The sequence below is a fragment of the Ensifer sp. CCNWLY38 genome, assembly GCF_037120565.1.
Classification (GTDB): Bacteria; Pseudomonadota; Alphaproteobacteria; order Rhizobiales; family Rhizobiaceae; genus Ensifer; species Ensifer adhaerens_H.
Genome location: NZ_JBBBBO010000016.1, coordinates 124,012 through 150,680, shown reverse-complemented (window position 1 = coordinate 150,680; position 26,669 = coordinate 124,012). Strand labels below are relative to the sequence as shown.

The 26,669-nt window shown below is 61.9% G+C and carries 26 protein-coding genes; 12 read left to right on the top strand and 14 right to left on the bottom strand.

From position 1 onward, the window contains the following. Window positions 1–57 precede the first annotated feature (57 nt). A complete protein-coding gene (gene rfbC / locus V7S54_RS28870; protein ID WP_065374328.1) occupies window positions 58–603 on the bottom strand; it encodes a dTDP-4-dehydrorhamnose 3,5-epimerase in 546 nt (181 codons plus the stop codon). 171 nt (window positions 604–774) lie between these two features. Between rfbC and V7S54_RS28865 the strand changes: the two genes are divergently transcribed. From V7S54_RS28865 to V7S54_RS28835, 7 genes are all read left to right on the top strand, one after another. After that, a complete protein-coding gene (locus V7S54_RS28865) occupies window positions 775–1,527 on the top strand; it encodes a cephalosporin hydroxylase family protein (RefSeq protein WP_065374329.1) in 753 nt (250 codons plus the stop codon). A gap of 85 nt (window positions 1,528–1,612) precedes the next feature. After that, window positions 1,613–2,329 (top strand): WbqC family protein, encoded by a 717-nt coding sequence (locus tag V7S54_RS28860; RefSeq protein ID WP_065374330.1) that lies wholly within the window; start codon window positions 1,613–1,615, stop codon window positions 2,327–2,329. Next, window positions 2,326–3,051, top strand: coding sequence for a class I SAM-dependent methyltransferase (locus V7S54_RS28855; RefSeq protein ID WP_210183799.1), 726 nt, complete (start codon window positions 2,326–2,328; stop codon window positions 3,049–3,051). Before V7S54_RS28860 ends, V7S54_RS28855 begins: the two co-directional genes overlap by 4 nt. Next, window positions 3,048–3,923, top strand: coding sequence for an NAD-dependent epimerase/dehydratase family protein (locus V7S54_RS28850; RefSeq protein WP_065374331.1), 876 nt, complete (start codon window positions 3,048–3,050; stop codon window positions 3,921–3,923). Before V7S54_RS28855 ends, V7S54_RS28850 begins: the two co-directional genes overlap by 4 nt. Further along, window positions 3,923–4,918 carry an ATP-grasp domain-containing protein gene (locus V7S54_RS28845; protein ID WP_065374332.1) on the top strand — a complete coding sequence of 332 codons (996 nt, stop codon included), beginning with the start codon at window positions 3,923–3,925 and terminating at the stop codon, window positions 4,916–4,918. Before V7S54_RS28850 ends, V7S54_RS28845 begins: the two co-directional genes overlap by 1 nt. After that, window positions 4,915–5,625, top strand: a complete 711-nt coding sequence (locus V7S54_RS28840) for a metallophosphoesterase family protein (RefSeq protein ID WP_065374333.1) — start codon at window positions 4,915–4,917, stop codon at window positions 5,623–5,625. Before V7S54_RS28845 ends, V7S54_RS28840 begins: the two co-directional genes overlap by 4 nt. A gap of 15 nt (window positions 5,626–5,640) precedes the next feature. Continuing rightward, window positions 5,641–6,753 (top strand): DegT/DnrJ/EryC1/StrS family aminotransferase, encoded by a 1,113-nt coding sequence (locus V7S54_RS28835; protein ID WP_065374334.1) that lies wholly within the window; start codon window positions 5,641–5,643, stop codon window positions 6,751–6,753. A gap of 9 nt (window positions 6,754–6,762) precedes the next feature. On the opposite strand, the gene V7S54_RS28830 is transcribed toward V7S54_RS28835, so the two are convergent. Further along, complete coding sequence (locus V7S54_RS28830) at window positions 6,763–7,755, bottom strand: glycosyltransferase family 2 protein (RefSeq protein WP_234793016.1); 993 nt, start codon at window positions 7,753–7,755, stop codon at window positions 6,763–6,765. A 75-nt stretch (window positions 7,756–7,830) separates the two neighbouring features. Between V7S54_RS28830 and rfbF the strand changes: the two genes are divergently transcribed. From rfbF to V7S54_RS28810, 4 genes are all read left to right on the top strand, one after another. Then, on the top strand, window positions 7,831–8,598 hold the full coding sequence (gene rfbF / locus V7S54_RS28825; protein WP_057249097.1) for a glucose-1-phosphate cytidylyltransferase: 768 nt from the start codon (window positions 7,831–7,833) through the stop codon (window positions 8,596–8,598). Beyond that, window positions 8,595–9,662 carry a CDP-glucose 4,6-dehydratase gene (gene rfbG / locus V7S54_RS28820; RefSeq protein WP_057249096.1) on the top strand — a complete coding sequence of 356 codons (1,068 nt, stop codon included), beginning with the start codon at window positions 8,595–8,597 and terminating at the stop codon, window positions 9,660–9,662. The genes rfbF and rfbG overlap by 4 nt, the downstream gene beginning before the upstream one ends. 8 nt (window positions 9,663–9,670) lie before the next feature. Then, window positions 9,671–10,903 (top strand): class I SAM-dependent methyltransferase, encoded by a 1,233-nt coding sequence (locus V7S54_RS28815; protein WP_065374336.1) that lies wholly within the window; start codon window positions 9,671–9,673, stop codon window positions 10,901–10,903. A 178-nt stretch (window positions 10,904–11,081) separates the two neighbouring features. Further along, on the top strand, window positions 11,082–11,819 hold the full coding sequence (locus tag V7S54_RS28810; protein ID WP_336409430.1) for a glycosyltransferase family 2 protein: 738 nt from the start codon (window positions 11,082–11,084) through the stop codon (window positions 11,817–11,819). A gap of 180 nt (window positions 11,820–11,999) precedes the next feature. Here the strand turns inward: V7S54_RS28810 and V7S54_RS28805 are convergent, their stop codons facing one another. Genes V7S54_RS28805 through V7S54_RS28780 form a run of 6 tightly spaced genes read right to left on the bottom strand, consistent with a single transcriptional unit; the run spans window position 12,000 to window position 18,370 of the window. Beyond that, window positions 12,000–12,767, bottom strand: a complete 768-nt coding sequence (locus V7S54_RS28805) for an ABC transporter ATP-binding protein (protein WP_065374337.1) — start codon at window positions 12,765–12,767, stop codon at window positions 12,000–12,002. Next, entirely contained in the window at window positions 12,764–13,597 is an 834-nt protein-coding gene (locus V7S54_RS28800; protein WP_065374338.1) for an ABC transporter ATP-binding protein, read from the bottom strand. Before V7S54_RS28800 ends, V7S54_RS28805 begins: the two co-directional genes overlap by 4 nt. After that, the gene (gene nikC / locus V7S54_RS28795; protein WP_065374339.1) at window positions 13,594–14,526 is read right to left on the bottom strand and encodes a nickel transporter permease; all 933 of its coding nucleotides are present in this window, start codon (window positions 14,524–14,526) and stop codon (window positions 13,594–13,596) included. The genes V7S54_RS28800 and nikC overlap by 4 nt, the downstream gene beginning before the upstream one ends. After that, a complete protein-coding gene (locus tag V7S54_RS28790) occupies window positions 14,523–15,584 on the bottom strand; it encodes an ABC transporter permease (protein WP_065374340.1) in 1,062 nt (353 codons plus the stop codon). The genes nikC and V7S54_RS28790 overlap by 4 nt, the downstream gene beginning before the upstream one ends. Window positions 15,585–15,626: 42 nt before the next feature. Then, complete coding sequence (locus V7S54_RS28785) at window positions 15,627–17,267, bottom strand: ABC transporter substrate-binding protein (protein ID WP_065374341.1); 1,641 nt, start codon at window positions 17,265–17,267, stop codon at window positions 15,627–15,629. 47 nt (window positions 17,268–17,314) lie between these two features. Beyond that, the gene (locus V7S54_RS28780; RefSeq protein ID WP_065374342.1) at window positions 17,315–18,370 is read right to left on the bottom strand and encodes a dipeptidase; all 1,056 of its coding nucleotides are present in this window, start codon (window positions 18,368–18,370) and stop codon (window positions 17,315–17,317) included. Window positions 18,371–18,716: 346 nt separating this feature from the next. Between V7S54_RS28780 and V7S54_RS28775 the strand changes: the two genes are divergently transcribed. Continuing rightward, window positions 18,717–19,991, top strand: coding sequence for an alpha/beta hydrolase (locus V7S54_RS28775; protein WP_065374461.1), 1,275 nt, complete (start codon window positions 18,717–18,719; stop codon window positions 19,989–19,991). 98 nt (window positions 19,992–20,089) lie between these two features. Here V7S54_RS28775 and V7S54_RS28770 read toward each other — a convergent pair whose 3' ends face one another. From V7S54_RS28770 to V7S54_RS28745, 6 genes are all read right to left on the bottom strand, one after another. Then, on the bottom strand, window positions 20,090–21,133 hold the full coding sequence (locus V7S54_RS28770) for a Gfo/Idh/MocA family protein (protein WP_065374343.1): 1,044 nt from the start codon (window positions 21,131–21,133) through the stop codon (window positions 20,090–20,092). Between the two features lie 5 nt (window positions 21,134–21,138). Beyond that, window positions 21,139–21,930, bottom strand: a complete 792-nt coding sequence (locus V7S54_RS28765) for a ThuA domain-containing protein (protein WP_419178162.1) — start codon at window positions 21,928–21,930, stop codon at window positions 21,139–21,141. A 109-nt stretch (window positions 21,931–22,039) separates the two neighbouring features. Then, window positions 22,040–23,068 carry an ABC transporter ATP-binding protein gene (locus tag V7S54_RS28760; protein ID WP_336409429.1) on the bottom strand — a complete coding sequence of 343 codons (1,029 nt, stop codon included), beginning with the start codon at window positions 23,066–23,068 and terminating at the stop codon, window positions 22,040–22,042. 11 nt (window positions 23,069–23,079) lie between these two features. Then, window positions 23,080–23,910, bottom strand: a complete 831-nt coding sequence (locus tag V7S54_RS28755) for a carbohydrate ABC transporter permease (protein ID WP_065374345.1) — start codon at window positions 23,908–23,910, stop codon at window positions 23,080–23,082. Then, the gene (locus tag V7S54_RS28750) at window positions 23,910–24,896 is read right to left on the bottom strand and encodes a carbohydrate ABC transporter permease (RefSeq protein ID WP_065374346.1); all 987 of its coding nucleotides are present in this window, start codon (window positions 24,894–24,896) and stop codon (window positions 23,910–23,912) included. Before V7S54_RS28750 ends, V7S54_RS28755 begins: the two co-directional genes overlap by 1 nt. A gap of 209 nt (window positions 24,897–25,105) precedes the next feature. Further along, window positions 25,106–26,368 (bottom strand): ABC transporter substrate-binding protein, encoded by a 1,263-nt coding sequence (locus V7S54_RS28745; RefSeq protein WP_065374347.1) that lies wholly within the window; start codon window positions 26,366–26,368, stop codon window positions 25,106–25,108. Between the last annotated feature and the right edge of the window lie 301 nt (window positions 26,369–26,669).

The following is a 26,669-nucleotide window of genomic DNA, read 5'->3' as shown; positions in this document are numbered from 1 at the left end:
CGGAAAGGTTATTCTCCTCCCATCCACGATGAAGTCAACGACGGACGGGACCGACGGTCAGCGCTTGTCCTTCAGCATCGGAAAGGCCTGGTCGCGCGCCGACATCTGGGCGACCGGCAGCGGCCAGGCGATCGCGAGCCGCGGATCCAGGGCATTGAGCCCGCCCTCCGCATTGGGCGCATAGGGCTTGTCGTGCAGGTAGATCAGTTCGCAGTCGGCAGCAAGCGTCTGGAATCCATGTGCGAAACCACCGGGGATCATCATCGACCGGCCGTTTTCGGCGCTCAGCACCTCGCCATGCCACTGAAGATAGGTCGGGGAGTCCGGCCGCATGTCGACGGCGACATCGAAGATTGTGCCCGCGAGACAGGAGACAAATTTCGTCTCGTCGTGCGGCGCCCGCTGGAAGTGCATGCCGCGAACCGTGCCTGCCACCCGCGTAAGCGTATGATTGATCTGGGCAATGGAGCCGCCGGCGCCGAAATCGGCGAGTTCGTCGCGGCAGAAGAAACGTGAAAAGAAGCCGCGATCGTCGCCAAAGCGTTGGCGTTCGACAACAACGAGACCCGACAGGGGTGTAGGAATACGATCAAAGCGCGACATCGAACTCTCCGCGAGCGAGCGAACCGCCGCTCTTTTACCCCTTAACAAACCGGCCTTGACCGTATTTGCAATTGACGACATGAAAGCGTTCACAGGAAAGCGTCACGAATCGACGAGGCTGCAAGATCGCGAATCGTGACCTGCGGCGTATCCGAATAAAGGGTAGCAGTTATGGCAGCAGCAGACGATCGTCTCGCATTCGAGGCTCACAAGAAGGAAATGTCGCTCGCGCTCGGTAAGGACGAGGACGCCTTTCGCCAGTCGCTCGAGACATTGGTGACGCTCGACAAATACGACTATGCCTATCTCTGGTCGTTCATGGGCGTGCCGATCATCCAGATGCCGGCCGATGTCATGGCAACCCAGGAAGTGATCTGGAACACCAAGCCGGACGTCATCATCGAAACGGGCGTCGCCCGCGGCGGTTCGGTCATCTTCATGGCCGCGATGCTGCAACTGATCGGCAAGGGCAAGGTCATCGGCGTCGACATCGATATCCGCACACACAATCGGGATTCAATCGAAAAGCATCCGATGTCCTCGCGCATCACGCTGATCGAAGGTCCGTCGACAGCGGCCGAGACGCTGGCGAAGGTGAAGGCGGAAATTCCTGAGGGCGCCTCGGTCATGGTCGTGCTCGACAGCGACCACAGCCGCGACCACGTGCTGGATGAACTGCGCAGCTATGGCCCGCTGGTCACCGAAGGCCAGTACATGGTGGTGGCGGATACGGTCCTTGGATGGGCCGACACATCGCAAACGCCCACCAAGCGCTCGAAAATCTGGCGCGCCGGCGACGAGCCCTATGCGGCGCTCAAGGCGTACATGGAAGAAACGACCCGCTTCGAGACCGATGAGGCCTTGAACGGCAAGCTTGTCCTTTCAAGCTCGCCGCGCGGCTATCTGCGCTGCATCGAAAAGTAGGGGCACGAAAAGGGCGGCTCGACCAGGCCTTCGTGCCGCTCGCCAACGCTCGATCGCGAAAACACGAACACTAGGCAAGTACCGGATGACTCGGAATATCGTCATCTCACAATCCATGTACTTTCCTTGGGTTGGGATGCTGGAGCAGATCAAACTGGCGGACGTGTTCGTCCACTACGACGATGTGCAGTTCTCGCGCGGCAGCTTCACGAACCGCGTACAGATCAAGACCCAGAACGGCGTCCGCTGGCTGACCGTGCCCTTGAAAGACCTTCGCATGGGGCAGCGGATCGATGAAGTGCTGATCGACAATCGAGACGACTGGCGGAGCCGCCACCGCGATATCCTCCGGCAGGCCTACATGAAGGCCCCCTTCGCCAAGGATATGCTGGAACTGGTCGACGACGTGTTCGCCAAGGACGCATCGACGATTGCGGATGTTGCGCGCAATTCCATGCTCGCCCTTGCTGCCTACTTCAATCTGGACAGACCGAAGTTCGTCGCGTCGGACACGCTGACCATTGGCGGCGCGAGCAGCGAGAGAGTATACGACATCACTGCGCATCTCGAAGGGACGGTTTACATCACCGGCCACGGCGCACGGAACTATCTCGATCACGATCTCTTCAATCGCAACGGAATTTCAGTTCAGTACATGAACTACGAACGCACACCCTACCCGCAGATGCACGGAGAGTTCACCCCTTATGTGACGGCATTGGACCTCGTCGCCAATTGCGGTACCAAGGGCGCAAGTGTCGTGCATTCCGGAACTGTCGATTGGAAGGAGTTTACCCAGTGAAATCCGAGAACCTGGACAACGTGGCGTCGGAATATCTTCCAAACGCAGTTACATCGATCGAGAACAATCTCATTCTCAATTGGTATCCGCAGCGTATGGTCGAACGCTTTGGCAAATGCCAATCGCTGCTCGATCTTGGAATTGGCCACGGCTACACCCCTCACCTCTTCAACAAGGTCTGCGACCGGCACGTAATCGTGGAAGGCTCGCAGTTCGTCATTGATCTTTTCAAGAAGAACAGCCCGGACTTTTCCGGCGAGATCGTCTTCTCCTACTTCGAAGATTTCGAAACGGAAGAGCGCTTCGACGTCATCATCATGGGTTTCGTTCTCGAGCATGTCGACGATCCGGGCCTTGTCCTCGACCGATTCCGGCGCTTCCTGAAACCCAATGGCCGCCTGTTCGCAGCGGTGCCGAATGCCAAGTCTTTGAACAGACGACTGGGCGTGGAACTCGGCAAGATCGACGACATCTACAGCCTGAACGCCAACGATCTGGCGCTCGGCCATAAGCGCCAATACTGCCGGGACACTTTCCGCGCCGAACTCGAAAATCATGGCTTCCGCGTCGTGCACGAGGAAGGCATCTATCTGAAGCCTTTGCCACTGCCGGTGTTGCAGACGTTGCCCGATTTCGAGGCCAATCTTCATGCGATGCTCAGGGTCGGCATCGAATTCCCCGATCTTTGCGTCGGTCTGTTGATGGAAGCAGAACTGGCATGAAGACCGCTGCCATCATCGGCACGCGCTCGATGTTGGGGAGCCAGCTTGTCGCGCGCCTGCGGAACATCGGCGTCGAGACCATCAGTGTCGGCCGGGCGAAGACAGATGACATCTTCTTCGACATGGAGGGCGGCTCGGCAAAGGCACCGGATGGCCTGACCGCGGACGTGCTTTTCCATTGTGCCGCGAGCTTCGCAGACGACGGTCCATCGGGGATACAGCAAAACTTTGCGGCAAACGCCGCAAGCGCGCTTCACGTCGCCGAGCTCGCCAATCGGCTGCAGGCCGGGGCCGTTATCTATGCCGGATCGCTTTCCTCGGATGCGACGCTGGATGCGGCACCCCTGACGTCCTACGGTCTCACCAAGCAACTGGCTGAGCAAATCCTGGAATGGAGTTCGCAGAAACAGGGCTTTCGCTTCTGCAGCCTTCGCTTTTCGCAGCTTTATGACGTGGAGGGCCGCTGCTGCGCCCACCAGCCGTGGATGGGGCGCATCATCGCCTACGCGTCCCGCGGGCTCGACCTTCGCATGCCTGCTTCCCATGGCGTGCGCAACTTCCTGCACGTACAGGACGCGGCAGATATGATGATTCTGGCCGCCAAAACGGGCGCTTCAGGTGTCCGGAATGCGGTTCACACAGAGGCGATGACCTGCGACAGGATCGCTGAAATCGCCTATGAAACCTTCGGGCTCGGGGGCAGTGTCGTGATCGCTGCGGAGAAGGCTCCCTTTCGGAAGGTGAATTTTCCTGATGGTGCGGAAACACTGGCCGAGCTGGGCATGCCGCCTCTGATCACGATGCGAGACGGGATTGCCATGATCAAATCAGCCGGAACCGCCGAAGCATTCGGCCCGATGGACGTCAAGTAATGCACGACGACGCAAAGCAATCGAAACAGCCGATTACGGTCGTGGTGACCGCGGTAGGCGCAATCATCGGCCAGGGTATCGTCGCGTCGCTCCGCCGATTGAAAGCACCGATCCGGATCATCGGCATCGATCGTGATGCCAATGGTATCGGTCGACACTTCTGCGACGATTTCGTCGCCAAGCCGTCATGCGACGAGACCTCTCCCGAATATCTGGAGTTCTGGCTGGAACTGCTTCGGCGAGAAAACGTCGCACTGGTGTTACCGGGCCTGGAACTCGATGTCCTGTTCTTCAATGACAACCGTGCACACTTCGAGGCGACCGAGACGCGCGTCGTCTTGAACAGCTCGCCGCTGATCGCGCTGGCGCAGGACAAATGGGATATGGGCGAGGCACTGCTGCAAGCGGACCTTCCGGCCATTCCGAGCACGCTTAGCCGCAGCCTGGAAGATTGCATCCGCGAGCTCGGCCCATTGCCGCTGCTGCTGAAACCGCGTCGCGGCAACGGCTCCCGTGGAATTGCGCTGCTCCGGGATGCGGCAGATTTCGACTACTGGACCCTGAAGAGCGCGGACGACTTCCTCATCCAGAAATTCGTGGGCAGCAACGACCAGGAATACACGGTCGGCGCCTTCGGGTTTGGTGACGGCACGACGCTGCCGCCGATCATCTTCAAGCGCAAGCTGTCCGTCGCCGGCAACACCCAATATGCGGAGGTCGTCGACGAGCCTCTCCTGACCGAGGCCATGCGCAGGCTGTCGCAACACTTCAAGCCGCTCGGACCGACGAACTATCAGTTCCGGCTGGAAGGCACGATCCCCTACCTGCTCGAAATCAATCCTCGCTTCTCGAGCAGCACATCGCTGCGTGCCGCCTTCGGCTACAACGAAGCGGCGATGGCGCTCGAATACTACGTTTACGGGAGAAAACCCGAGGCGCCCGAGATCAAGACGGGCCGGGCCTGGCGCTACTCCGAGGATCTGGTGGTTCTATGATCGCCATCATTTCCGATATTCATGGCAACCTTCCCGCCCTCGAGGCGGTGCTCGCCCGCATCGATGAGCTCGGCTGCAGCTCGACCCTGTCGCTGGGTGACGTCGTCGGATATTACGCTCAGCCGGGCGAATGCGTCGACGTGCTGAAAGCACGCGGCATTGCGAACATCCTGGGCAATCACGATTATTACATCGTCAGCGGAGAAGGCTGCCCGCGATCGAAGATGGTCAATGACATCATCGAGTACCAGAGGGGCATCATTTCGGCCGATCAACGCGCCTGGCTCGCCGGATCGCAAACCTACGTCGTCGATGGATCGACCTATTTCGTTCACGGCAGCTGGCAGGATCCGATCGACGAATATCTCTACAAGGTCTCGCAGGCGCAGTTTCCCGACGGCTGCGAACGGCTTTTTGCCGGACACACCCATGTGCAGGTGCGCCTGGAGATCGGCGGCAAGGTCTTCTGCAATCCCGGCTCGGTCGGGCAGCCGCGCGACGGCGACCCGCGCGCCGCCTTTGCGACGCTCTCGCCGACAGGTATCGAACTCCACCGTGTCGCCTACGACATCGACAGGACGGCCCACCACATGCGGCAGGCGGGCTTCCCGGAGCGCTTTTACGAAAACCTCTATCTCGGCGCGCAGATCGGCGGCCGGATTGACAAGATCGTTGCCGCAGACGCAACCAACGACCGATCGGCTTGAGCACAGGCGACCCACATGACGAAACCTCGCATTCTCTACACCAAGCCCTCAATCACCGAACGCGAAGTCGCCTATGCCACCGATGCAGCGGCGAACGGCTGGGGCGAGCGCTGCTACGACTACATCAATCGCTTCGAGTCCGCCTTTGCCGCACATCTCGATGTCACCCATGCGATTTCGACATCGAGCTGCACCGGCGCGCTGCACATGGGCCTTGCCGCTCTCGGCGTCGGGCCGGGTGATGAAGTCATCCTGGCTGACACGAACTGGACCGCATCCGCCGCCCCGATCGTCCACCTCGGCGCAAAACCGGTCTTCGTCGACGTGCTCGCCGACAGCTGGTGCATCGACCCGGACAAGGCCGAGGCGGCCATCACGCCGAAGACCAAGGCGATCATGGCCGTGCATATCTACGGCAATCTCTGCGACATGGACCGCCTGCTCGAAATCGGCGCGCGGCACAATATCCCCATTGTCGAAGACGCAGCCGAAGCACTCGGATCGGAATGGCGCGGACGCAAGGCCGGTTCGCTCGGTGCCTTCGGCGCATTTTCCTTCCACGGCACCAAGACCGTGACGACGGGCGAAGGCGGCATGTTCGTCACCAGCGACAGCAAGCTCTATGAAAAGGTGCTGACCCTTTCCAATCACGGCCGGGCACGCGGACAAAAGAAACAGTTCTGGCCGGACGAAGTCGGCTTCAAGTACAAGATGTCGAACCTGCAGGCAGCCGTAGGCCTGGCGCAAATCGAACGCGTCAGCGAACTGGTCGAGCGCAAGCGCGAGATCTTCTACGCCTACCGGGAACAACTCACGGGCGTGAACTCCATCTCCATGAATCCGGAACCGGAAGACACGAAGAACGGCTTCTGGATGCCGACGGTCGTCTTCGCGCCTGAAACCGACGTCACGCGGGAGAAGCTTCAGGGTGCTTTCGCTGCCGAAAACATCGACGCCCGCGTCTTCTTCTGGCCGCTGAGCTCGCTGCCCCCCTTCGAGGGCGTGCCGGCAAACACTGTTGCCTATGACCTTCCCGGCCGGGCGATCAATTTGCCGAGCTATCACGACATGACGTCCGAAGAGATCACGCGGGTGGTGCAGGTTTTGCGCGACTGCGCAGCACAGTGAGGGACGAGATCAGCGAAGCGACAGGACTGATCGGAGCTTCTGTCTGAGCGCCCGTTTATGCGTCTTGAACCAGGGGGCGACCCGGCGGTCCATGTGCAGCTCAAGCGCGCGCTTCATTGCCTTCAGTTCGGATGCCGACCACTGTCGTTCTGCAAGCATCTCAAGTGCAATACGCTTGTAGCGACGGCGCGCCTCCAACAAGTCGAGCGGCGGCAGATGGTAGTCGGCTTGCCGCTTGATGCGCTGAATGAAACGCCCTTCCGGCGAAAGGGCGATTGCATTGTCGAGAATTGCAGGCAGCAGCGCGAGATGATCCGCCGCCCACGCGAACCCGTAGTCGGGAAGACGCCGCAGTGCCAAGGCTGTGGCCTCTCGGCGCCATAGGCCGTAGAACCAGCTTGGGTGGCAGCCGAGAAGGATGTCGCGAATGCGCAGCGCGCGCTCCCCTGACAGCTGAGACGGCAGGCCGTAAAGTCGCTCGATCCGCTCCGGCAGCTCCACTATCCTCAACACCGGCGAAACGGCAAGCGAGGCATGCGGCTCCCTGTCCAACGCCGCGACCAGGCCGGAAATATGGCTCGGATCGGCAAGGTCATCGTCGGCACGCCAGCAGAAAAAGGGAGCGCTGCTCATGGCATGCGCCCGGTGGAAGTTCTCCGTTGCCGAAACCGTCTCACGGTGGAACACGTGCCGAAAGCGCGTGTCGGTCTTCACGAAATCGGCGCAGATATCGGACGTGCCATCGGTCGATCCATTGTCCGAGATGAAGACCTCAAAATCCTCGAACGTCTGATCACGGAGGCAGGCGAGGCACTCGGCGATGAAATCCGCGCCGTTATATGTTGGCAGCCCGATACCCACCCGCGCCATTTCCGTGTCCTTCCCGGCAATTGATTGAGCCGGCAAATCGTGCAATGAACCGTGCGCGTCCGCCCCGAAAGTCGCGTTTCCGGCTGTGATAATTCGATCGCCTGGATTGTCAACATCGCACGAGCGATCCACGCGCAAGGTAGCATGGGTTATCTCAACGGGAGGAATGCGTCGCGCGCTGTACGCGCGTCACTGTGAGGTAGCTGCATGAAAGTCGTCATACTCGCCGGTGGTTACGGCACGCGCATCTCGGAAGAGAGCCATCTGAGACCCAAGCCGATGATCGAAATCGGCGGACGGCCGATCCTCTGGCACATCATGAAGATCTATAGCCACTACGGCTTTTCGGATTTCGTGATCTGCCTCGGCTACCGCGGCTACATGATCAAGGAATACTTCTCCAACTACATCCTGCACTCTTCCGACGTCACCTATGACATGGCGACCGGCGAGACACTCTTCCATTCCAACAAGGCCGAGCCGTGGCGCGTGACGCTCGTCGACACCGGCACGGATTCCATGACCGGCGGGCGCCTGAAGCGCGTCGCCGATCACCTGGGCGATACCTTCTGCCTCACCTACGGCGATGGTGTTGCCGACGTGAACATCAAGGCGCTTACCGATTTCCATCGCAGCCACGGCCGCGAAGCGACCGTGACCAGCGTCGTTCCGCCGGGGCGTTACGGCGCGCTTGCCGTCAGCGACGGGCGGGTTCAGAGCTTCATCGAGAAGCCCGCCGGCGACAACAACCGCATCAATGGCGGCTTCTTCGTCCTCAACCGGTCCGTGCTCGATCGCATCGAGGGCGACCACACCTCGTTCGAAACCACGCCGCTCGAAGGCCTGGCCAGTGACGGCCAGTTGATGGCCTTCCCGCATGACGGTTTCTGGCGGCCGATGGACACGCTGCGCGACAAGAACCAGCTCGAAGAACTCTGGCAACACGGTTCGGCGCCCTGGAAAGTCTGGTCATGAGCCGGCTTGCCAACCCCGCCTTCTGGGCCGGCAAACGCGTGCTTCTGACGGGCCACACCGGCTTCAAGGGAAGCTGGGCGCGGCTCTGGCTGGCGCAGATGGGCGCCCGCGTTGCCGGCTATGCCTTGCCGCCTGCCGCTGAGCCGTCTCTGCACGCCCTGCTCGGGCCAAGCGAAACCGCAGGCGAACATCTGAGCGATATCCGCGACGGCGATACGCTTGCGACGGCCATCCGCCAGTTCGACCCGGAAATCATCCTGCATATGGCGGCCCAGCCGCTGGTGCGCGAAAGCTACCGGACACCGGCCGAGACCTTCGATGTCAACGTCATGGGCACGGTGCGCCTGCTGGAGGCGGCCCGCACGGCGCCCGCGCTCAGAACGATCGTCGTCGTGACCACCGACAAGGTCTACCGCAACGACGAAAGCGGCCGGCATTTTCCGGAAGAGGCCGCACTCGGCGGCCATGACCCCTACTCCGGCTCGAAGGCTGCCTGCGAACTGGTCGTTTCGACCTGGCGGGATTCGTTCCTGCGCGAGCGCGGCATCCGGGTCGCGACCGCCCGCGGCGGCAATGTGCTGGGCGGTGGCGACTTCTCCGTCGACCGATTGGTCCCCGATATCGTCCGAGCTGCACTATCGGGCGAGATGCTCGATATCCGCAGCCCCATGGCGACCCGGCCCTGGCAGCACGTGCTCGATTGCCTCAACGGTTACTTCGTCTATGCCGAAGCGCTGCACGAGGGCCAAACCGATGTTGCAGCACTGAATTTCGGCCCCTCCCCCGCAGAACGGCAGATCCCCGTGCGCGATGTCGCCGGCGCAATCCAGATCGCCATGGGTCTGCAGACAGGATGGCGCGACAGTTCGTCTGAGGATCGGCCCCGCGAAATGCAGACGCTCGGCCTCGATCCGGCCCTTGCGCTGAAGGCCTTGTCCTGGACCGCGCGGCTCTCGCAGGATCAGGCGATCGCCTGGACCGCGCACTGGTATGACGGCTGGCGTCGCGGCGGCTCCGCCCGCGACCTGACGCTCGGCCAAATCGACGCTTTCATGAGAGGCTAACGACTTCGATGCCCCACAACTGCCGTTTCTGTTCGACGCCGCTCACGACCGTCGTCGCCGACCTGGGATCGACGCCCTGGTCGAATTCGTTCCTGGAGCCGACAGAGGAAGCAATCGCGCGCGAACGCTCGTTTCCTCTGAAGGCCATGGTCTGCTCCGAATGCCTGCTGGTGCAGACAACGGAGACCGTGCCGGCCGACGAGATCTTCACCGACGGTTACGCCTATCTCTCGTCGTTCTCGACCAGTTGGCTGGAGCACGCCCGCCGTTACGCCGAGACCATGACCGAGCGCTTCGGACTCGGCAACGCGTCACAGGTGGTTGAGATCGCCTCGAATGACGGCTACCTGCTGCAATATTTCGTCGCCAAGGGCGTGCCCGTGCTCGGCGTCGAGCCCGCCGCCAATGCGGCACGGATCGCCGAAGACCGCAACGTTCCGACCGAGGTGGCCTTCTTCGGCCGCGAAACCGCGACGGCGCTCGTCAATCGCGGCATCCGCGCCGACCTGACCGCCGCCAACAACGTGCTGGCCCATGTGCCCGATATCGCGGATTTCGTCGGCGGCTTCGCCATCCTGCTGAAACCCGATGGCGTGGCGACGTTCGAGTTTCCGCATCTGTTGCGTCTCATGGAAGGCGTGCAGTTCGACACGATCTACCACGAACACTATTCCTACCTGTCGCTGGCCGCCGTCGAACGGATCTTCGCAAACGCCGGCCTGAAGGTCTTCGACGTCGAGGAACTCGCGACCCACGGCGGTTCGCTGCGGGTCTTTGCTCAACTGGCCTCCGGTGCGCGCGAAGCGACCGAAATGCTCGCGGCCGTCCGCGAGAAGGAAGCCGCTGCCGGCCTGATGCGGATGGAAACCTATGCTGCCTTCGACGACCGGATCGCCGCCGTCTGCAAAGGGTTTCAGGAGTTCCTGGCGCGTGCCAAGGCCGAAGGCAAGACGGTGGCCGCCTATGGCGCCGCCGCCAAGGGAAACACCTTCCTCAATGTCTGCGGCGTGAAGCCGGGCGACATTGCCTTCGCGGTCGACCGCAACGATCTGAAGCAGGGCAAGCTGTTGCCGGGCACCCATATCCCGGTGCACGCACCGGCCCAGCTGCAGGTTGTGAAGCCCGATTATCTCGTCATCCTGCCGTGGAACCTGACCACGGAAATCGTTGCGGACAACGCCGCAATCCGCGCCTGGGGCGGACAGTTCGTCGTAGCAATTCCGGAGCTGAAAATCTTCTGATTTCCCGGCACCGGGCGGAGGAATGTGGACATCCTTCCGCCCGGACTGCACGCGAAGCAGCGAAAATCCACAATGTTTGTCGCCTTGGGTTGGTCTGCCCCAAATTTGACGTGTTCAGATTGAAATTCGGCGATGGCGTGGTTCCAACAGTTGCAAATTAGCACCCTAAGGAGGTGCAATGTCCACTATTGACCTATGCCTTGTCGCCACCCGGCGACCGGACCTGCTTGCCCAGACGCTGGCCAGCTTCCGGGACAAGATCTTTCTCAGGTTCGAGCTGCGCGGCGCCTATCTCAACCTCGATCCGGTCTTCGGATCGCCCGACGATCACAGCGCTTGCGTCCAGATCTTCCGCAGCCACTTCCCCGACGGCATCGTCTTCCAACCGAAGAACCCCGGCTTCTGCGCAGCCGTCGCGCGACTCTGGTCGGCGACCAGCGCCGACTGGGTCTTCCATCTCGAGGACGACTGGATCGCCCTGCGGGACATGGGAGAGGAATTGCTGGCACCCTTTGCCGATCCGGCGACCACCCAGGTGTCATTCCATACGGCGGACCAGAACTGGGATATCAGCCGCAAGGGTCACTTCCACCGGCGAAACGAGTATGCGCGCCTCTTCGGGATCAAGATCCCGCTGTTTCGTACCTTCCCGAAATTCACGACGTCTCCATCCATCCTTCGCGGCGGCTTTGCGCGCCATTGCGCCGGGCTGATGGATTTTTCTCGTGACCCCGAGAAGCAGTTCTATTCCGGCGTAAATCCGGCGATGGAAACCTACGTCGCCCGGTGCCGGAACTACATCTTCTCGCCTGATGCCCGCCCGGTCATCAAGGACATCGGACGGGAATGGCGCGAACAGCGCCGCATCCAGAAGGTGATCACGGACTCGACCTCGATCTGGCGGCAAAGCGCGTAAACGCGCCGGCTCTACTGCATGTTTCCTTCAATCGTACCCGATTAAAGGACAAAAACATGCAGCACTTCAAAGTGCTACAGCGACCTTTGCGCGTCTGATAAGACGCGCAGCGCTGTAGGCGCGGTTCCCTCCCACCAAGGATACGCAAGCGGGATGCTCGTCCCGCTTGCGCTGGTACCGTCACGCGGTCGCGGCGGTGTCCTTGCGCTGGAAGCCCTTGCTCGCCACCATCAGGCTGCGCGTATAGTCCTCGCCGATGCGGCCGGCGACGAGATCCGCCGCAGACAAGCGCTCGACCACGCGTCCACCCTGCATCACCGCCAGCCGGTCGCACATATGAGTGACGACGCCAAGATCGTGGCTGACCATGATGAAGGTGAGCTTGCGGTCGCGCCTGACCTGCTCCAACAGGTTCAGCACCTCCGCCTGAACCGAGGCGTCGAGCGCCGACGTCGGCTCGTCGAGCAGCAGGATCGACGGCTCGAGGATCAGCGCCCGGGCAATGGCGATACGCTGGCGCTGCCCACCAGAAAGCTGATGCGGATAGCGGAAGCGGAACCCCGACCCGAGACCGACTTCGTCGAGCGCCTTGAGGATGCGGCGTTCGCCGTCCGCAACGCCGTGGATCGCCAGCGGTTCGAGCAATTGCCGGTCGATCGTCTGGCGCGGATGCAGCGAGCCGTAAGGATCCTGGAACACCATCTGCACGGCGCGATAGAAGGCCTTGTCGCGCTTGGCCCCCTTGAGCATCCGGTCGTGGACGCGAATGGTACCGCCCGTGATAGGCGCGAGACCGGCGATCGCCCGGAGCAAGGTCGACTTGCCCGATCCGGACTCGCCGACGAGGCCGAAGGATTCGCCCGGCGCAATCTCGACGCTGACGTCGTTCAGCGCCTTGAACTCGTCATAGGTGACGGAGAGGTTCGAAACGGAAACGGCTGATGTCATTGAGCCCACTCCGGCTTGCGGTCGAGAACCGGCAGCGGATGGCGATCGGAGCCGATCGCCGGCATGCAGTTCAGCAAACCTTGCGTATAGGGATGCTTGGCATTGGCGAGTTCGGACGCCGCCAGTTCCTCGACGATCCTGCCGGCATACATCACGATCACCCGGTCGCAGAAGGACGAGACCAGGCGCAGGTCGTGCGAGACGAAGATCAGGCCCATGCCGCGCTCGGCAACCAGCTTGTCGAGGATACCAAGCACTTCGAGCTGCACCGTTACGTCGAGCGCCGATGTCGGTTCGTCAGCGATCAGCAGTTCCGGCCCCGCAACCAGCATCATGGCGATCATCGCGCGCTGCCCCATGCCGCCCGATACCTCGTGCGGGAAGAGATCGTAGACGCGCTTCGGATCGCGGATCTGCACGGCCGCCAGCATGTCGAGCGCCCGCTCCCGGGCTTCGCCGCGGCTGACACTCTCATGCTGCCGCAGCGTCTCGACGATCTGCCGGCCGATGCTCATGACCGGGTTCAGCGAATACTTCGGGTCCTGCAGGATCATCGCGATGCGCTTGCCGCGGAGGTTCCGGCGGACCTTCGGCGATGCCGAGAGCAAATCGATACCGTCGAAGGACAGCTGCTTTGCCGTCACCTGCGCATGAGAAGGCGTCAGCCCCATGATCGCCCGGCCCGTCTGCGACTTGCCGGAACCGCTTTCGCCGACGATACCGAGGCGTTCGCGGCCAAGCGTAAAGGAGACACCACGCACCGCCTCGATAAGGCCGGTGCGAGTTGGGAACGAGACCTTGAGGTCTTCGACCGTCAGAAGCGTACTCATTGGCCGCTCTCCCGGGGATCGAGCGCGTCGCGCAGGCCGTCGCCGAGCAGGTTGAAGCCGAGGCTGACGATCAGGATCGCAATGCCGGGCATGGTCGCTACCCACCACTGGTCGAGGATGAAGCGTCGGCCCGAAGCAATCATCGCGCCCCATTCCGGCAGCGGTGGCTGCGCGCCGAGGCCGAGAAAGCCGAGTCCGGCGGCGGTCAGGATGATGCCGGCCATGTCGAGCGTGACGCGAACGATCAACGACGACATGCACATCGGCATGACGTGGCGGAAGACGATGCGGATCGGCGACGCGCCCATGAGCTGCACGGCGGCGATATAATCCGAGTTGCGCACCGTCAGCGTCTCGGCGCGGGCGATGCGTGCGTAGGGCGGCCAGGAGGTGATCGCGATCGCGATCACAGCGTTCTCAATGCCGGGTCCGAGGGCTGCGACGAAGGCGAGCGCCAGCACGAGCTTCGGAAAAGCAAGGAAAATATCGGTGATGCGCATCAGCACGGCATCGACCCAGCCGCCGGCATAGCCGGCGACGGCGCCGACGATGAGGCCGATCGGCGCGGCGATAACAGCGACGAGCAGCACGACGGCCAGCGTCAGCCGCGAACCATGGATCAGCCGCGAGAGGATGTCTCGGCCGAGATCGTCGGTGCCGAGCAGGTATCCGGGGCTTCCTGGCGGTTGCAGCCGGGCATTTGCGAGATCGCCGATATAGGGCGAATGCGGCGCCAGGAAATCGGCGAAGGCGGCAATGAAGACCAACGCCAACAGGATGATGAGGCCGAGAACGGCAAGCCTGTTGGCGGCAAACCGCTGCCAGGTCATGTAGGCGCGGCCGAGCCGTGCCTGGGTGCGCGACTGGGGGCGATCGGACAGCAGCCATTCGCGGCGCGTCATGGGACGTGTCTGGGTAACCGTGCTCATCGCTGGCGCGTCCTCGGGTCGAGCGTCCGGTAAAGAAGGTCGGACAGGAGATTGATGCCGATGAAGACCGAGCCGATGACGATGGTGCCACCGAGGACGGCGTTCATGTCGGCATTCTGCAGCGAGTTGGTGATGTAGAGGCCAAGGCCCGGCCAGGCGAAGACGGTTTCCGTCAGCACCGAGCCTTCAAGCAGGCCGGCATAGGAGAGCGCAATCACGGTCACGAGCGGCACCGCGGCGTTTCTGAGCGCATGCCCCCAGATGATGCGGGTTTCCGACAGGCCCTTGGCGCGCGCGGCGACGATGTATTCCTGCTGCAGCTCATTGAGCATGAAGCTGCGCGTCATGCGGCTGATATAGGCGAGCGAGAAATAACCGAGCAGCGACGCCGGCAGGATGATGTGGCGGAAGACGTCCCAAAGCACATCCCATTGCCGCTGCCAGAGCGCATCGAACAGATAGAAGCCGGTGATTGGCGTGAACGTATATTCGAAGACGATATCGATACGGCCGGGATAGGCGACCCACTTCAGCCGCGCATAAAACACGAGCAACGACAGCAGCGCCAGCCAGAAGATCGGCACGGAATAGCCGACGAGGCCGATGACGCGCACGATCTGGTCAGCGATGCTGCCGCGCTTGACGGCGGCGAGAACGCCGAGCGGCACGCCGAAGATGGCGCCGATCAGCGTGCCGAGCGTCGCGAGCTCCATGGTCGCCGGGAAAACACGGCGGATGTCGGTCATGACCGGATTGGTGGTCAGCACCGAGACGCCGAAATCACCCGTTAACGCCTGGCGGACATAGATGAAGAATTGTTGGTAGAGGGGCAGATTCAGCCCCATCGCCTCGCGCGTCCTTTCGACGACATGCGTCGGCGCCCGGTCGCCGAGGACGGCCAGAACCGGATCGATCGGGACCACCCGGCCGATGAAGAAGGTGACGGCCAGAAGGCCGAGATAGGTCGTCACGACGACGACGAGAAAACGCAGCACTGCCGCCACGATCTTGCCGGGACGGGCGCGTTTGCGCCCGTCCACGGTCCCTGTTCCGCTCATGCTCAAGGGAACGATCCTTTCGGTTTATTCCTTCGAGACGGCTTATTCTTTTGTGATGCCGGCGACGAAGTTGGTGTCGAAGCTCGGACCGAGCTTCAGGCCCTTGACGTTGCCGCGGTAGCCGGCGACTTCGGTCTGCTGGAAAATGATGACGAACGGACTTTCGCCGAGCACCGTCTTCTGCAGTTCCTTGTAGGTCTCGGCGCGCTTGGCGCTGTCACGCTCAAGCAGAGCGTCCTTGGTCTTCTTCGTCAGCTCCGGAACGTCCCAGGCATTGCGCCAGGCAAGCGTCTTGTTCTTGCCTTCGTCGGAATTGTCCGGGTTGCTGGTGAAGGTTTCGGCGTTGGAGTTCGGATCGAAGTAATCCATGCCCCACTGGCCGATATACATGTCGTGGTTACGGGCACGATACTTCGTCAGCGTCTGCTTGCCGTCACCGGGGATGATTTCGAGCTTCACGCCGGCCTGGCCGAGCGTCTGCTGGAAGGATTCGGCAATGCCGGTGACCGGCTGGCCGTTGCGAACGTCCATGGTCACGGTGAAGCCGTCGGCGAGACCGGCCTTGGCGAGCAGTTCCTTCGCCTTGGCGACGTCGAGCTTGTAGGGGTTTTCGTCGAGAGCACCGAGCACGCCCTTCGGCAGGAAGCTCTGGTGGATTTCGCCGATGCCCTTGATGATCGTCGAGCCGAGCGCATCGTAGTCGACCAGATACTTGAAGGCTTCGCGCACTTCAGGCTTTGCGAGGTTTGCGTTCTTCTGGTTGAGGCTGATGTAATAGACCGTACCCTTTGCCGCGTTCGTCGTGCCGAGATCGGCATTCTTCGAGACGGCATCGAGATCGCCCGGCTCCAGGTTGCGCGCGACGTCGATGTCACCGGCTTCGAGCGCCAGGCGCTGGCCGGAGCTTTCCTTCATGTGACGGTAGATGACGCGGGCGAGCTTCGCCTGTTCGCCATAGTAGTTGTCGTTGCGCTCGAGCACGATGACTTCGTTGGCGCGCCATTCGCGCAGCTTGAACGGACCGGAGCCGGCATAGCCGGTCTTCAGCCATTCATTGCCGAAGTCATTGTCGTACTTGTAGTCATCGGTCGGCGTGACCGGCTTGACGTTGTCGAGCACCAGCTTCTTGTCGAGGACCGCAGCGACGGTTGCCGTCAGGCAGTTCAAGACGAAGCTCGGCGCATAGGGCTGATCGACGGTGAAGACGAAGGTCGTCTCGTCAGTGGCCTTGGCCTTTTCCGTCACGTTGTCGCCGTTGAGGCCAAACTGGGTGAGGATGAAGGCCGGGCTCTTGTCGAGCTTCACGGCGCGCTCGAACGACCAGGCGACGTCCTCGGCGGTCACCGGGTTGCCGGAGGCGAACTTCAGGCCGGACTTCAGCTTGAACGTATAGGTCAGGCCGTCATCGGACACGGTCCAGCTGTCGGCGAGGTCGCCGACGACCTTGGTCGTGTCGTTGATGTCGAGGCGCACCAGCATGCTGTAGGTGTTGCCGGTGATTTCGGCCGCGGTCAGCTCGAAGGCTTCGCCCGGATCCATGGAAATGACGTCGTCGATCGCAAAGGCTTCGACCAGCGTGTCCTTCGGCGTTTCGGCGAAGGCCGGTGCGGTCGCGGCCATAACCATGGCGAGCGCTGCCGAAGCGGTCAGAAGACGAAGACGTCCATTGAGCTTGTGCATCATTTTTGCAGTTCCCTCGTTTGCGCCCTTTTGGGCCCTTCTTCATGGGTTCAGGCGGCCTCGTGCCAAGCCTGTCCCAGAACTCTCCACCAGTTCTCCCGGCATATCTTTGCCAGTTCGGCGTCACCATATCCGGCGCCTCTCAACGCAGCAACGAGCGCCTGGTTACCGGCTGCGTCAGTGATCCCCTCGGGGATCGTGGCCCCATCGAAATCCGAACCGAGCGCCACACATTCGACGCCCATGCGCTCGACCATGTAGTCGACATGGCGGATCATGTCGGAAAGCGGCGTTGCGGCATTCTCCCGGCCGTCGGCGCGCAGCATCGTTGTCGCATAGTTGAGCCCGACGAGCCCCTTGCTTTCGCGGATGGCGTCCAGCTGCTTGTCCGTCAGGTTGCGCGCAACCGGCGTCAGCGCATGCGCATTCGAATGGCTGGCGACCAGCGGCTGGTTCGTGGTTTTCGCGACGTCCCAGAAGCCCTTTTCGGTGATGTGGGCGAGGTCGATCAGGATGCCCAGCCGGTTGCAGGCACGCACGAGTTCGAAACCCGCATCCGTCAGCCCCGGCGCTGTGTCCGGCGACTTCGGATAGGAGAACGGCACGCCATGGCCGAAGACGTTGTGGCGGCTCCAGACCGGCCCAAGCGAGCGCAGGCCGGCGGCATAGAAGGTTTCGAGCGCCGACAGATCCGCACCAATCGCCTCGCAGCCTTCCATGTGGAGCACCGAGGCGAAGACACCTTTCTCGACCGCTCCGCGGATTTCGGCGGTCGAGCGGCAAAGCTTCCAGGCCCCTGCCCAGTCGAGGCGAACGGCGATGTCGGCGAGCTCCATGGCGATCGCCAGCGACGGCAAGTGTTCGAGGGGCGCGGAGAGCGACGTTTCGTAATGGCCGTTTTCATCCGGCGGCTGCAGGACCAGATCACCCGAGGGCACGTAGATCGCCGAAATGCCGCCGATGAGGCCGCCCGCTTTGGCGCGCGGCGCGTCGATGTGGCCCTCGCCGATACCGTCGACGAATTCGCGGACCGGGTCAGCCCCCTTTCGGGCATTCTGCCACAGGCGCAGAAGCACGTCGTTGTGGCCATCGAAAACCGCCTGCATTCCTGAATTCCTTCATCATTTCAGGGAGATCGAACGGGACACCTACGGCCGCGTCCGGGGAAAGGTTGTGGCGATGCTAGTGAAAGGCCAAAGCCTTTTCAATGAATATCAGGGGGTTTTACCCAGGGCTGCCTGTAGCGAAATGTTGCATGATTGTCGCAATCTCGCCGTCAAACACAGCGCCGACAGGTGTGCAATGCCGATCAAGGGATGAAAATCTGGCGTTTCTACTGCAAGGAATTGGCTCGGTCCCGATCGCCGGGACGTCGCACCGCATGATGCGGTACTGGGGGTTTGGTTGCTGCGTCCGTTTTCACTCGCAGGTTCGCAAGGGCATTGGAGCCGCATCGCCGCCGCGCTCCTTCTCGCCGTAACCCTCGCGGCCTGTGCCGGCCGGCCGGTCGGCGTGCTCGTTCCTTCGGGCACGACGGGTGGCGCCTCCCAGGTCGACCTGATGGTCGCGACAACGCGCGCGCCCACGGCGGAACCGGGCGTCCTTTTCAGCGGCGAACGGTCGGACCAGCTTTCCCTGACGGAAATCGTCGTTTCCATCCCGCCGGAGAAAAACCGGCAAGTCGGCCAGGTGCAATGGCCGAAAAAGCTTCCGGCCAATCCGGAGCGCGACTTCTCCACGGTCAGCGTCACGCCATTGAACGAGGGCAACGACGTCCAAAGCTGGCTGAAGGGTAACCTGCCGAAGGGCCGGCGCGTGCTGATCTTCGTTCACGGTTTCAACAACCGCTACGAGGACGCCGTCTACCGCTTTGCCCAGATCGTCCATGACAGCGGCACGGACGTCGCCCCCGTCATCTTCACCTGGCCCTCGCGCGCCAGCATCTTCGACTACAATTACGACAAGGAAAGCACCAACTATTCGCGCGACGCGCTGGAGGAACTGCTTCGGCGTGCGTCGAGCAATCCTGAGGTCGGCGAAATCACCGTCATGGCCCATTCCATGGGGTCGTGGGTGACGGTCGAAGCTTTGCGCCAGATGGCAATCCGCGACGGACGCATCGCACCCAAGATCACCGACGTCATCCTGGCATCGCCCGATCTCGACGTAGACGTCTTCGGCCAGCAGATCCGCGCCATGGGCGACAAGCGCCCGAAATTCACGCTGTTCGTGTCGCGCGACGACCGGGCGCTGACCCTCTCCAGGCGCATTTCCGGCAATGTCGACCGCCTCGGGCAGATCGATCCGACCGCCGAGCCCTATCGCACACAGCTGGAACAGGCCGGTATCAGCGTCATCGATCTGACGGCGCTGAAGGGCGGCGACAAGCTGAACCATGGCAAGTTCGCCGAAAGCCCGGAAGTCGTGCGCCTGCTCGGCAACCGCCTGATCGCCGGCCAAACGGTGACCGACTCCGATGTCGGGCTCGGCGAACGGCTGGGCGCCGTCACACTCGGCGCCACGCAGACGGTCGGCAGTGCCGCAAGCCTGGCGGTCTCGACGCCGATCATGATCTTCGATCCCAACACCCGCAAAAACTACGACGCGCAGGTGCGCCGTCTCGGCCAATCGATGGAAAACACCGTCGGCTCAGCGGTGACCCCTTGGGTACCGCCGCAAAGCGGGGGAGCTGCCAAAAGCAGCTCCCCCGACCGTCACTCTCGTTAGAGCAATTCCAGGAGAAGTGTGAAACGGTTTTCCGTTCGGAATTGCGCAATTTTAAACAGTTGGAGCAATTCGCTGTTTCAATGAAACAGTGAATTGCTCTAGACGGGCAGCTCGCGCCGCTCGGCTTCCGTCACCATTGCGAGGTCCAGGACCTTCTGCAGGTTCGCCGCGTGGCGGAATCCCGGTTCCTCCGTCTTGCCCTTGCGGACTGCCGCGACGAAGCGCTCATAGTTCGTCGGGACGGTACCCGTGTCGACGTCACGCCAGATCGCCTTTTCGACATCGGCGCCGAGGCAGGCGCGGAGCGTCGAGCCATCGGGCGTGTGCACCACTTCGAGCGCGCCCTTGTCGCCATGCAGCCGGAGCCGCAGCTCGTTCAAGTGCCCGGTCGCCCAGCGGCTGGCATGGACGACACCCATGGCGCCGTTGCCGAACTCGGCGGTCATGACGAAGCTGTCATTGGCGTCGAGATCATACTCGCCGATGCGGTTATCAGGCGCCTTGTCGAAGGTCTTCAGCCGCGCAAAGATCCGGGCGGCGTCCGTGCCCGCGCCGTAACCGGCAAAGTCGAGGATATGGATGCCGACATCGCCAAGAACGCCGTTCGAGCCGTGCTTGGTCGAAAGTCGCCACAGCCATTGCGATTCCGTTGCCCAGTCGCCCCAGGCCTTGGAGACGAGCCAGCTCTGCAGGTACGACGCCTCCAGATGCCGCAACTGGCCGACATCACCGGCGAGCACCATCGCCCGTGCCTTCTGCAGCGGCGCGACATTGCGATAGGTGAGGTTCACCATCGTCACAAGGCCGGAACGCTCGGCCGCGTCCGCCATCTCCGCCGCCTTGGCGTAATTTTCCGCGAGCGGCTTTTCGCAAAGCACATGCTTGCCGGCGGCAAGCAATGCCAGCGTCGTCGGGTGGTGCGCCTTGTCGGGCGTCACGTTCGTCGCCGCATCGAACTTGCCCCAGGCGATCGCCTCGTCAAGCGAGGTGAAGGTCTCGGCAATGCCGTGCTTGTCGGCAAAGGCGCGAGCACGTTTGGGGTCGACATCGACGGCGCCGACCATCTCGACGCCTTCGATTTTGGCAAAGGCCTGGGCATGGCTATTCGCCATGCCGCCGGTTCCAACTACAAGAAGTCGCATGGTTCTTACCTGTATCCTGCTTCGCCGGCCTGGTGCAGCCTGGGGCCGCGTTCGACGATCGGCTCCAGCGCCCTTTCGACCGGCACGTTCGGCGCATCGTGGATCGCCGTGTAGCGGTTATCGGCGTTGTAGGCCCACTTCACCGAATTGCGCAGCACCTTCTGGACATTGGCGTCGTGATAGGTCGGGTAGGTCTCATGACCGGGGCGGAAATAGAAGATGTTGCCGGCGCCGCGGCGCCAGGTGAGGCCCGAACGGAACACTTCGCCGCCGGCAAACCACGAGATAAACACGGTTTCGAGCGGCTCGGGCACCGAGAACTGTTCGCCATACATCTCCTCGTTCTCGAGCACGAAGTTCTCGTCGAGCCCTTCGGCGATCGGGTGCCGCGGGTTGATCGCCCAGACGCGCTCGCGCTCGCCGGCCTCGCGCCACTTCAGCGCGCAGGGTGTTCCCATCAGGCGCTTGAAGATCTTCGAGAAGTGGCCGGAATGCAGAACGATCAGACCCATGCCTTCCCAGACGCGCTTGGCGACCCGCTCGACGATCTCGTCGCTGACGGCGCCATGGTCCTTGTGTCCCCACCACAGAAGCACGTCGGTATTGGCAAGGCGCTCGACACTCAAGCCATGCTCCGGCTCCTGCAGCGTCGCCGTCGTCGCCTCGATCGCGCTTTCCGTGTTCAGCGCCGCCGCGATCGTGTTGTGCATTCCGTTCGGATAGATGCTGCGGACCACCTCGTTGGTCTGCTCGTGGATATTCTCGCCCCAAACGACTGTTCTGATAGGCACGGTCATTCTCCTTACATGTTCGCCCGTTGCGGGCATGTCGACTTACGATTGATGGGGTTCGCCACAACTTGGCGACCCCGAAGCTCGAGACCGTTTCGGTGTTCTTCAGGTCGTGTCAGGCCGCCCCTTTCATAGGCGTGCGGCCCAGAGCTTGCCCCGCTGCATCGAAGCGGTGGATGTTGTCGCCGACCGGCGAGATCTCAACCGCCTCGCCTGGTCGGTGAAGCGAGGTGCCGCCCTCCCGCACGATGACCGGTTCCGCGGCACCGATGTCGAGGTAGATGTAACTGTCGGAACCGAGCATTTCGGAATGCACCACCGTTCCCGACCATCGGCCGTCGCCTGCCCTGATCTCCAGATGTTCGGCTCGGATGCCGATCGTGTGCGCATCGTAGGGCGCGGCGAGAGCGCCGGTCAGAAAGTTCATCTTCGGCGAACCGATGAAACCGGCGACGAAGACCGAGTTCGGGCTCTCGTAGAGTTCGAGCGGCGTGCCGATCTGTTCGACCCGGCCATCCCGTAGCACGCAAATGCGATCAGCCAGTGTCATCGCCTCGACCTGGTCGTGGGTGACATAGATCATCGTCGTGTTGTGCATGCTGCGATGCAGTTTCGCGATCTCGATCCGGGTCGCGACGCGCAGTGCGGCATCGAGATTGGAGAGCGGCTCGTCGAAGAGAAAGACCTTCGGATCGCGCACGATCGCCCGGCCGATGGCGACGCGCTGGCGCTGGCCACCCGAGAGCTGCCGCGGCAGCCGCTGCAGATTGGGGGTCAGTTGCAGCATCTCGGCCGCCGCCTCGACGCGTTTCCTGCACTGCTCCTTGTCCTTGCCGGCGAGCTGCATGCCGAAGGACATGTTCTCGAAAACGGTCATATGCGGGTAGAGCGCATAGGACTGGAACACCATCGCGATTCCGCGTTTCGACGGAGTCAGCTGGTTGACCACCTGTCCGTCGAAGGAAAGCGTCCCCGAAGAGATGTCTTCAAGCCCGGCGATCAGGCGTAAGAGCGTGGACTTGCCGCAGCCGGAGGGCCCGACGAAGACCATGAACTCGCCGGCCCGGATGTCCATGCTGACGCCCTTGATCACCTCGAAGGCACCGAAGGACTTGCGGATGTTGCGCAATTGAAGCTCTGCCATGTTTTCTCCCCTTATCCTTTGACGCCGCCGGCCGTGAGCCCGGAAATGATCCGTCGCTGAAAGATCAGGACAAGGATCACCAGCGGCACGGTGACGATGATCGATGCGGCCATGATGTTGCCCCACGGGATTTCGTGCTGGCTGCTGCCCGAAAGCATTGCGATCGCGACGGGCACGGTGCGCTGGCTGTCGGAAGACGTGAACGTCAGCGCAAACAGGAACTCGTTCCAGGCGGCGATGAAGGCGAGCAGCCCTGTCGTCACCAGCGCCGGCCACATCAACGGCATGAACACGCGGGTGATGATTACCCAGGGTGTGGCTCCATCGACGATCGCCGCTTCCTCGATCTCGACCGGCAGGTCACGCATGAAGGTGGTAAGCACCCACACCGTGAAGGGCAGCGTAAAGATCATGTAGGAAAAAATCAGCGCTAAGGGCGTGTTGAAGATACCGACGCTGCGGATGAGTTCGAAGAGACCGGCAAGCACGGCGATCTGCGGAAACATCGACACCGACAGGATCGTCAGAAGCAGCAATCCGCGGCCGCGGAACCGCACCCGCGCCAAGGCATAGGCGGCTGTGACCGCAAGCAGCAGCGACACCGCGACGACAACAGTCGCAACCAGCAGCGAATTGGCGAGGTTGCGCAGGAAGGTGCCGCTGGAGACGATGCCGGCGTAGTTTTCGAAGGAGATTTCCTTTGGCCAGTAGTCGACCTGGAAAAGCGCGGTTCCGGATTTGAAGCTCGTCAGCACCGCGTAGTAGAACGGGAAGACGGCCATGATGATGATGGCGGCGACGAGAGCGTAGAACGCCGTGCGCTTGGCAAGGGTGGCAACCATCAGCGCTCTCCACCTTCGAGGTTGACGCGACCGAACCACATGTAGGCGACGGTGATCGCCGCAATGATCAGGAACAACATCGTCGAGGCAGTGGCGCCATAGGCGAACTTGTCGAAGTCGAACAGGTTCTCGCGCGCCAGCACCGACATCGTCTTGGTCTGTGCGTTGTTGGGCGTCAGCACGTAAATGAGATCGAAGATGCGCAGCGCATCAAGCATGCGGAAGATCACCGCGACCATCAGCGCTGGCCTGATCAACGGCAACGTCAGCCGCCAGAAGACCTTCAGCGGATGCACGCCGTCGATCTTGGCCGCCTCGTAAATATCCGTTGGCACCATCTGCAGGCCGGCAAGGATAAGCAGCGCCATGAACGGCGTCGTCTTCCAGACGTCGACGATCAGCACCGCGACCATCGCGGTCTCCGGATTGGCCGTCCAGGCGATCTTCTGGCTGATCAGGCCGAGGCCGAGCAAAAGGTCGTTGAGAATGCCGAACTGGTCGTTGAGCATCCAGGCCCACATCTTGGCGGAAACGATGGTCGGGATCGCCCAGGGGATCAGGATCGCGGCGCGCACCAGCCCGCGGCCCGGGAAATGGGCGTTCAGCACCAGAGCAACGATCAGGCCGAGCACCGTCTCGATGGTGACGGAGACGGCGGAAAACTTCAGCGTGTTCCAGACGGCATTCCACCAGGCAGGATCGGCAAGCAGGCCGTTATAGACCGTGCGCCCGCTCTTCAGCGTGATCCAGCTCAGATAGTTCTTGAAGCCGACGAACTCGGCACCTTCAAGGTTGGTCAGCGACGCATTGGTGAAGCTGAAATAGACGGTGCGTATGAGCGGCCAGCCGGCGACGAGCGCGAGCACCAGCAAGGTCGGCGCGAGGAAGATCCAGGCGGAGCGAATGCGGCTGGCGTTGAGGTCGGAACGGATCCCTGCCTGTTGTCCGAGGGCGGAAGGGGGATCTGCGAGTGAAAGATCGGTCATTGTCTTGGCTCACTCCTGCCATTCGGCGCGCGGCCGAGCGGTTGGCCCGAGAGGAACGACGCCACCAGGCAATTCCAGGAAAGTGTGAAGCGTTTTCCCATCCGGAATTGCTTGCTTTCAAAGCACTTGTTCAGAGCGCTGGGCGTCGTCGGCGGTTGCTCGGTGGAGCGAGGGAAGGCCCGGAGGCGCTCCCCTCGCCCCCGGGAGGATTACCAGCTATCGCCCTTCATCTCGGTGAGCTCGACTTCGAGCAGCTCCAGGTTTTCCGCAGCCGTACCGTTGCCGGAGAGCGAGTTATGGACCGCATTCCAGAACTTGGCCGAAACCTCGTTGTACTTGACCTTGGTGACCGCCGACGGGCGCGGCACGGCGCTCTCGAAGATCGGCTTCCAGGCCGGCATGAACGGCTGGGCCTTGGCGACCTCCGCGTCGTCGTAGAGTGCGGCAATCGTCGGCAGGTTGGAGAGCTCGATGGCCCTGCGCTTCTGCACCTCTGCCGAAGAGAGGAATTTGGCAAGCGCGATCGCTGCTTCCTGGTCGTCGGAATATTTGGAGACGGCGACGTTCCAGCCGCCGAGCGTCGAGGACGGCTGATCGCCATCGGTCGCCGTCGGCAGCGGCGTCACGGCGAACTTGCCTTTCACCGCGCTGTCGTCACCATTGCCGAGCGCATAGGCATAGGGCCAATTGCGCATGAAGACAGCATTGCCCGTCTGCCAGACGCCGCGTGATTCCTCTTCCTGATAGGCGAGCACGCCTTGCGGCGAAATCGTGCCGACCCACCCCTTGATGCGGTCGATCGCTGCGGCCGCCTTCTCGTTGTTGATCGAGATCGTGCCATCAGGCTCGACGATCTGGCCGCCGCCGGACGATTTGACCCATTCGAGCGCATTGCAGGTCAGCCCTTCATAGGCGTTGCCCTGGAAGACGTAGCCCCAGAGGTCGGCCTGGCCGGCGGCGCGTTCCTTCTCCTGGATTTCCTTGGCGGTCGTCGCCAGTTCATCCCAGGTCTTCGGCGGCGCCTTGCCGTACTTTTCCAGGAGGTCCTTGCGATAGAAGAGCGCCGGTGCATCGGTGAAAGCCGGCAGGGCCACGAGGCGCCCGTTCACTGTCTGCGAGGCGATGATCGACGGGAAGTGCTGACCGACAACATCCTTGGCCGCTTCCGAGAGGTCGACGAACTGGTCGGCAAGCTGCGGGGCCCAGACGACGTCGGTCTGGTAGACGTCCACATCCTTGTTTCCGGCGGCGAGCCATAGGCGGTACTGGCTGAATTGCTCGCTGCTCGACGGCGGCATGGTGACCAGGCTCACCTTGTGCCCCGTCTGCTTCTCGAAAATGTCGAGCTGCTCGCGGATGAAATTCACGTTCTTGCCGGTCGTGTTGGCGGCGAGCGAGAGCTCGGCGGCGCTGGCCGTTCCGGCTGCAACGATTGCGGCACAAAAACTCAGGGCATTGAGCATGGTTGTCATTGGGTCGACTCCTCCTGTTCCCCCTCCACCGCACGAAAGCTCCTCAGCAAATTCGAAAGCGGTTTGGATTGAAAAAAGTTGGCAGAAGACGCAAAAACTGTCAATCCATCGACAAGAAAAAGTCATTCGGCCGTGAATTGTTCAAAATAATGATTTAATTTCAATACTATACCGGAGAAGGAGAAACTTCACCCGCATCGCGCCGCAACCCATAAAATCAAAGGGGAACTGCATTAATTTAAAACGGTTTGGTAAAATTCCATCACGGTTCGAGGCGCTGGACGCCCGCGACAAACCGATT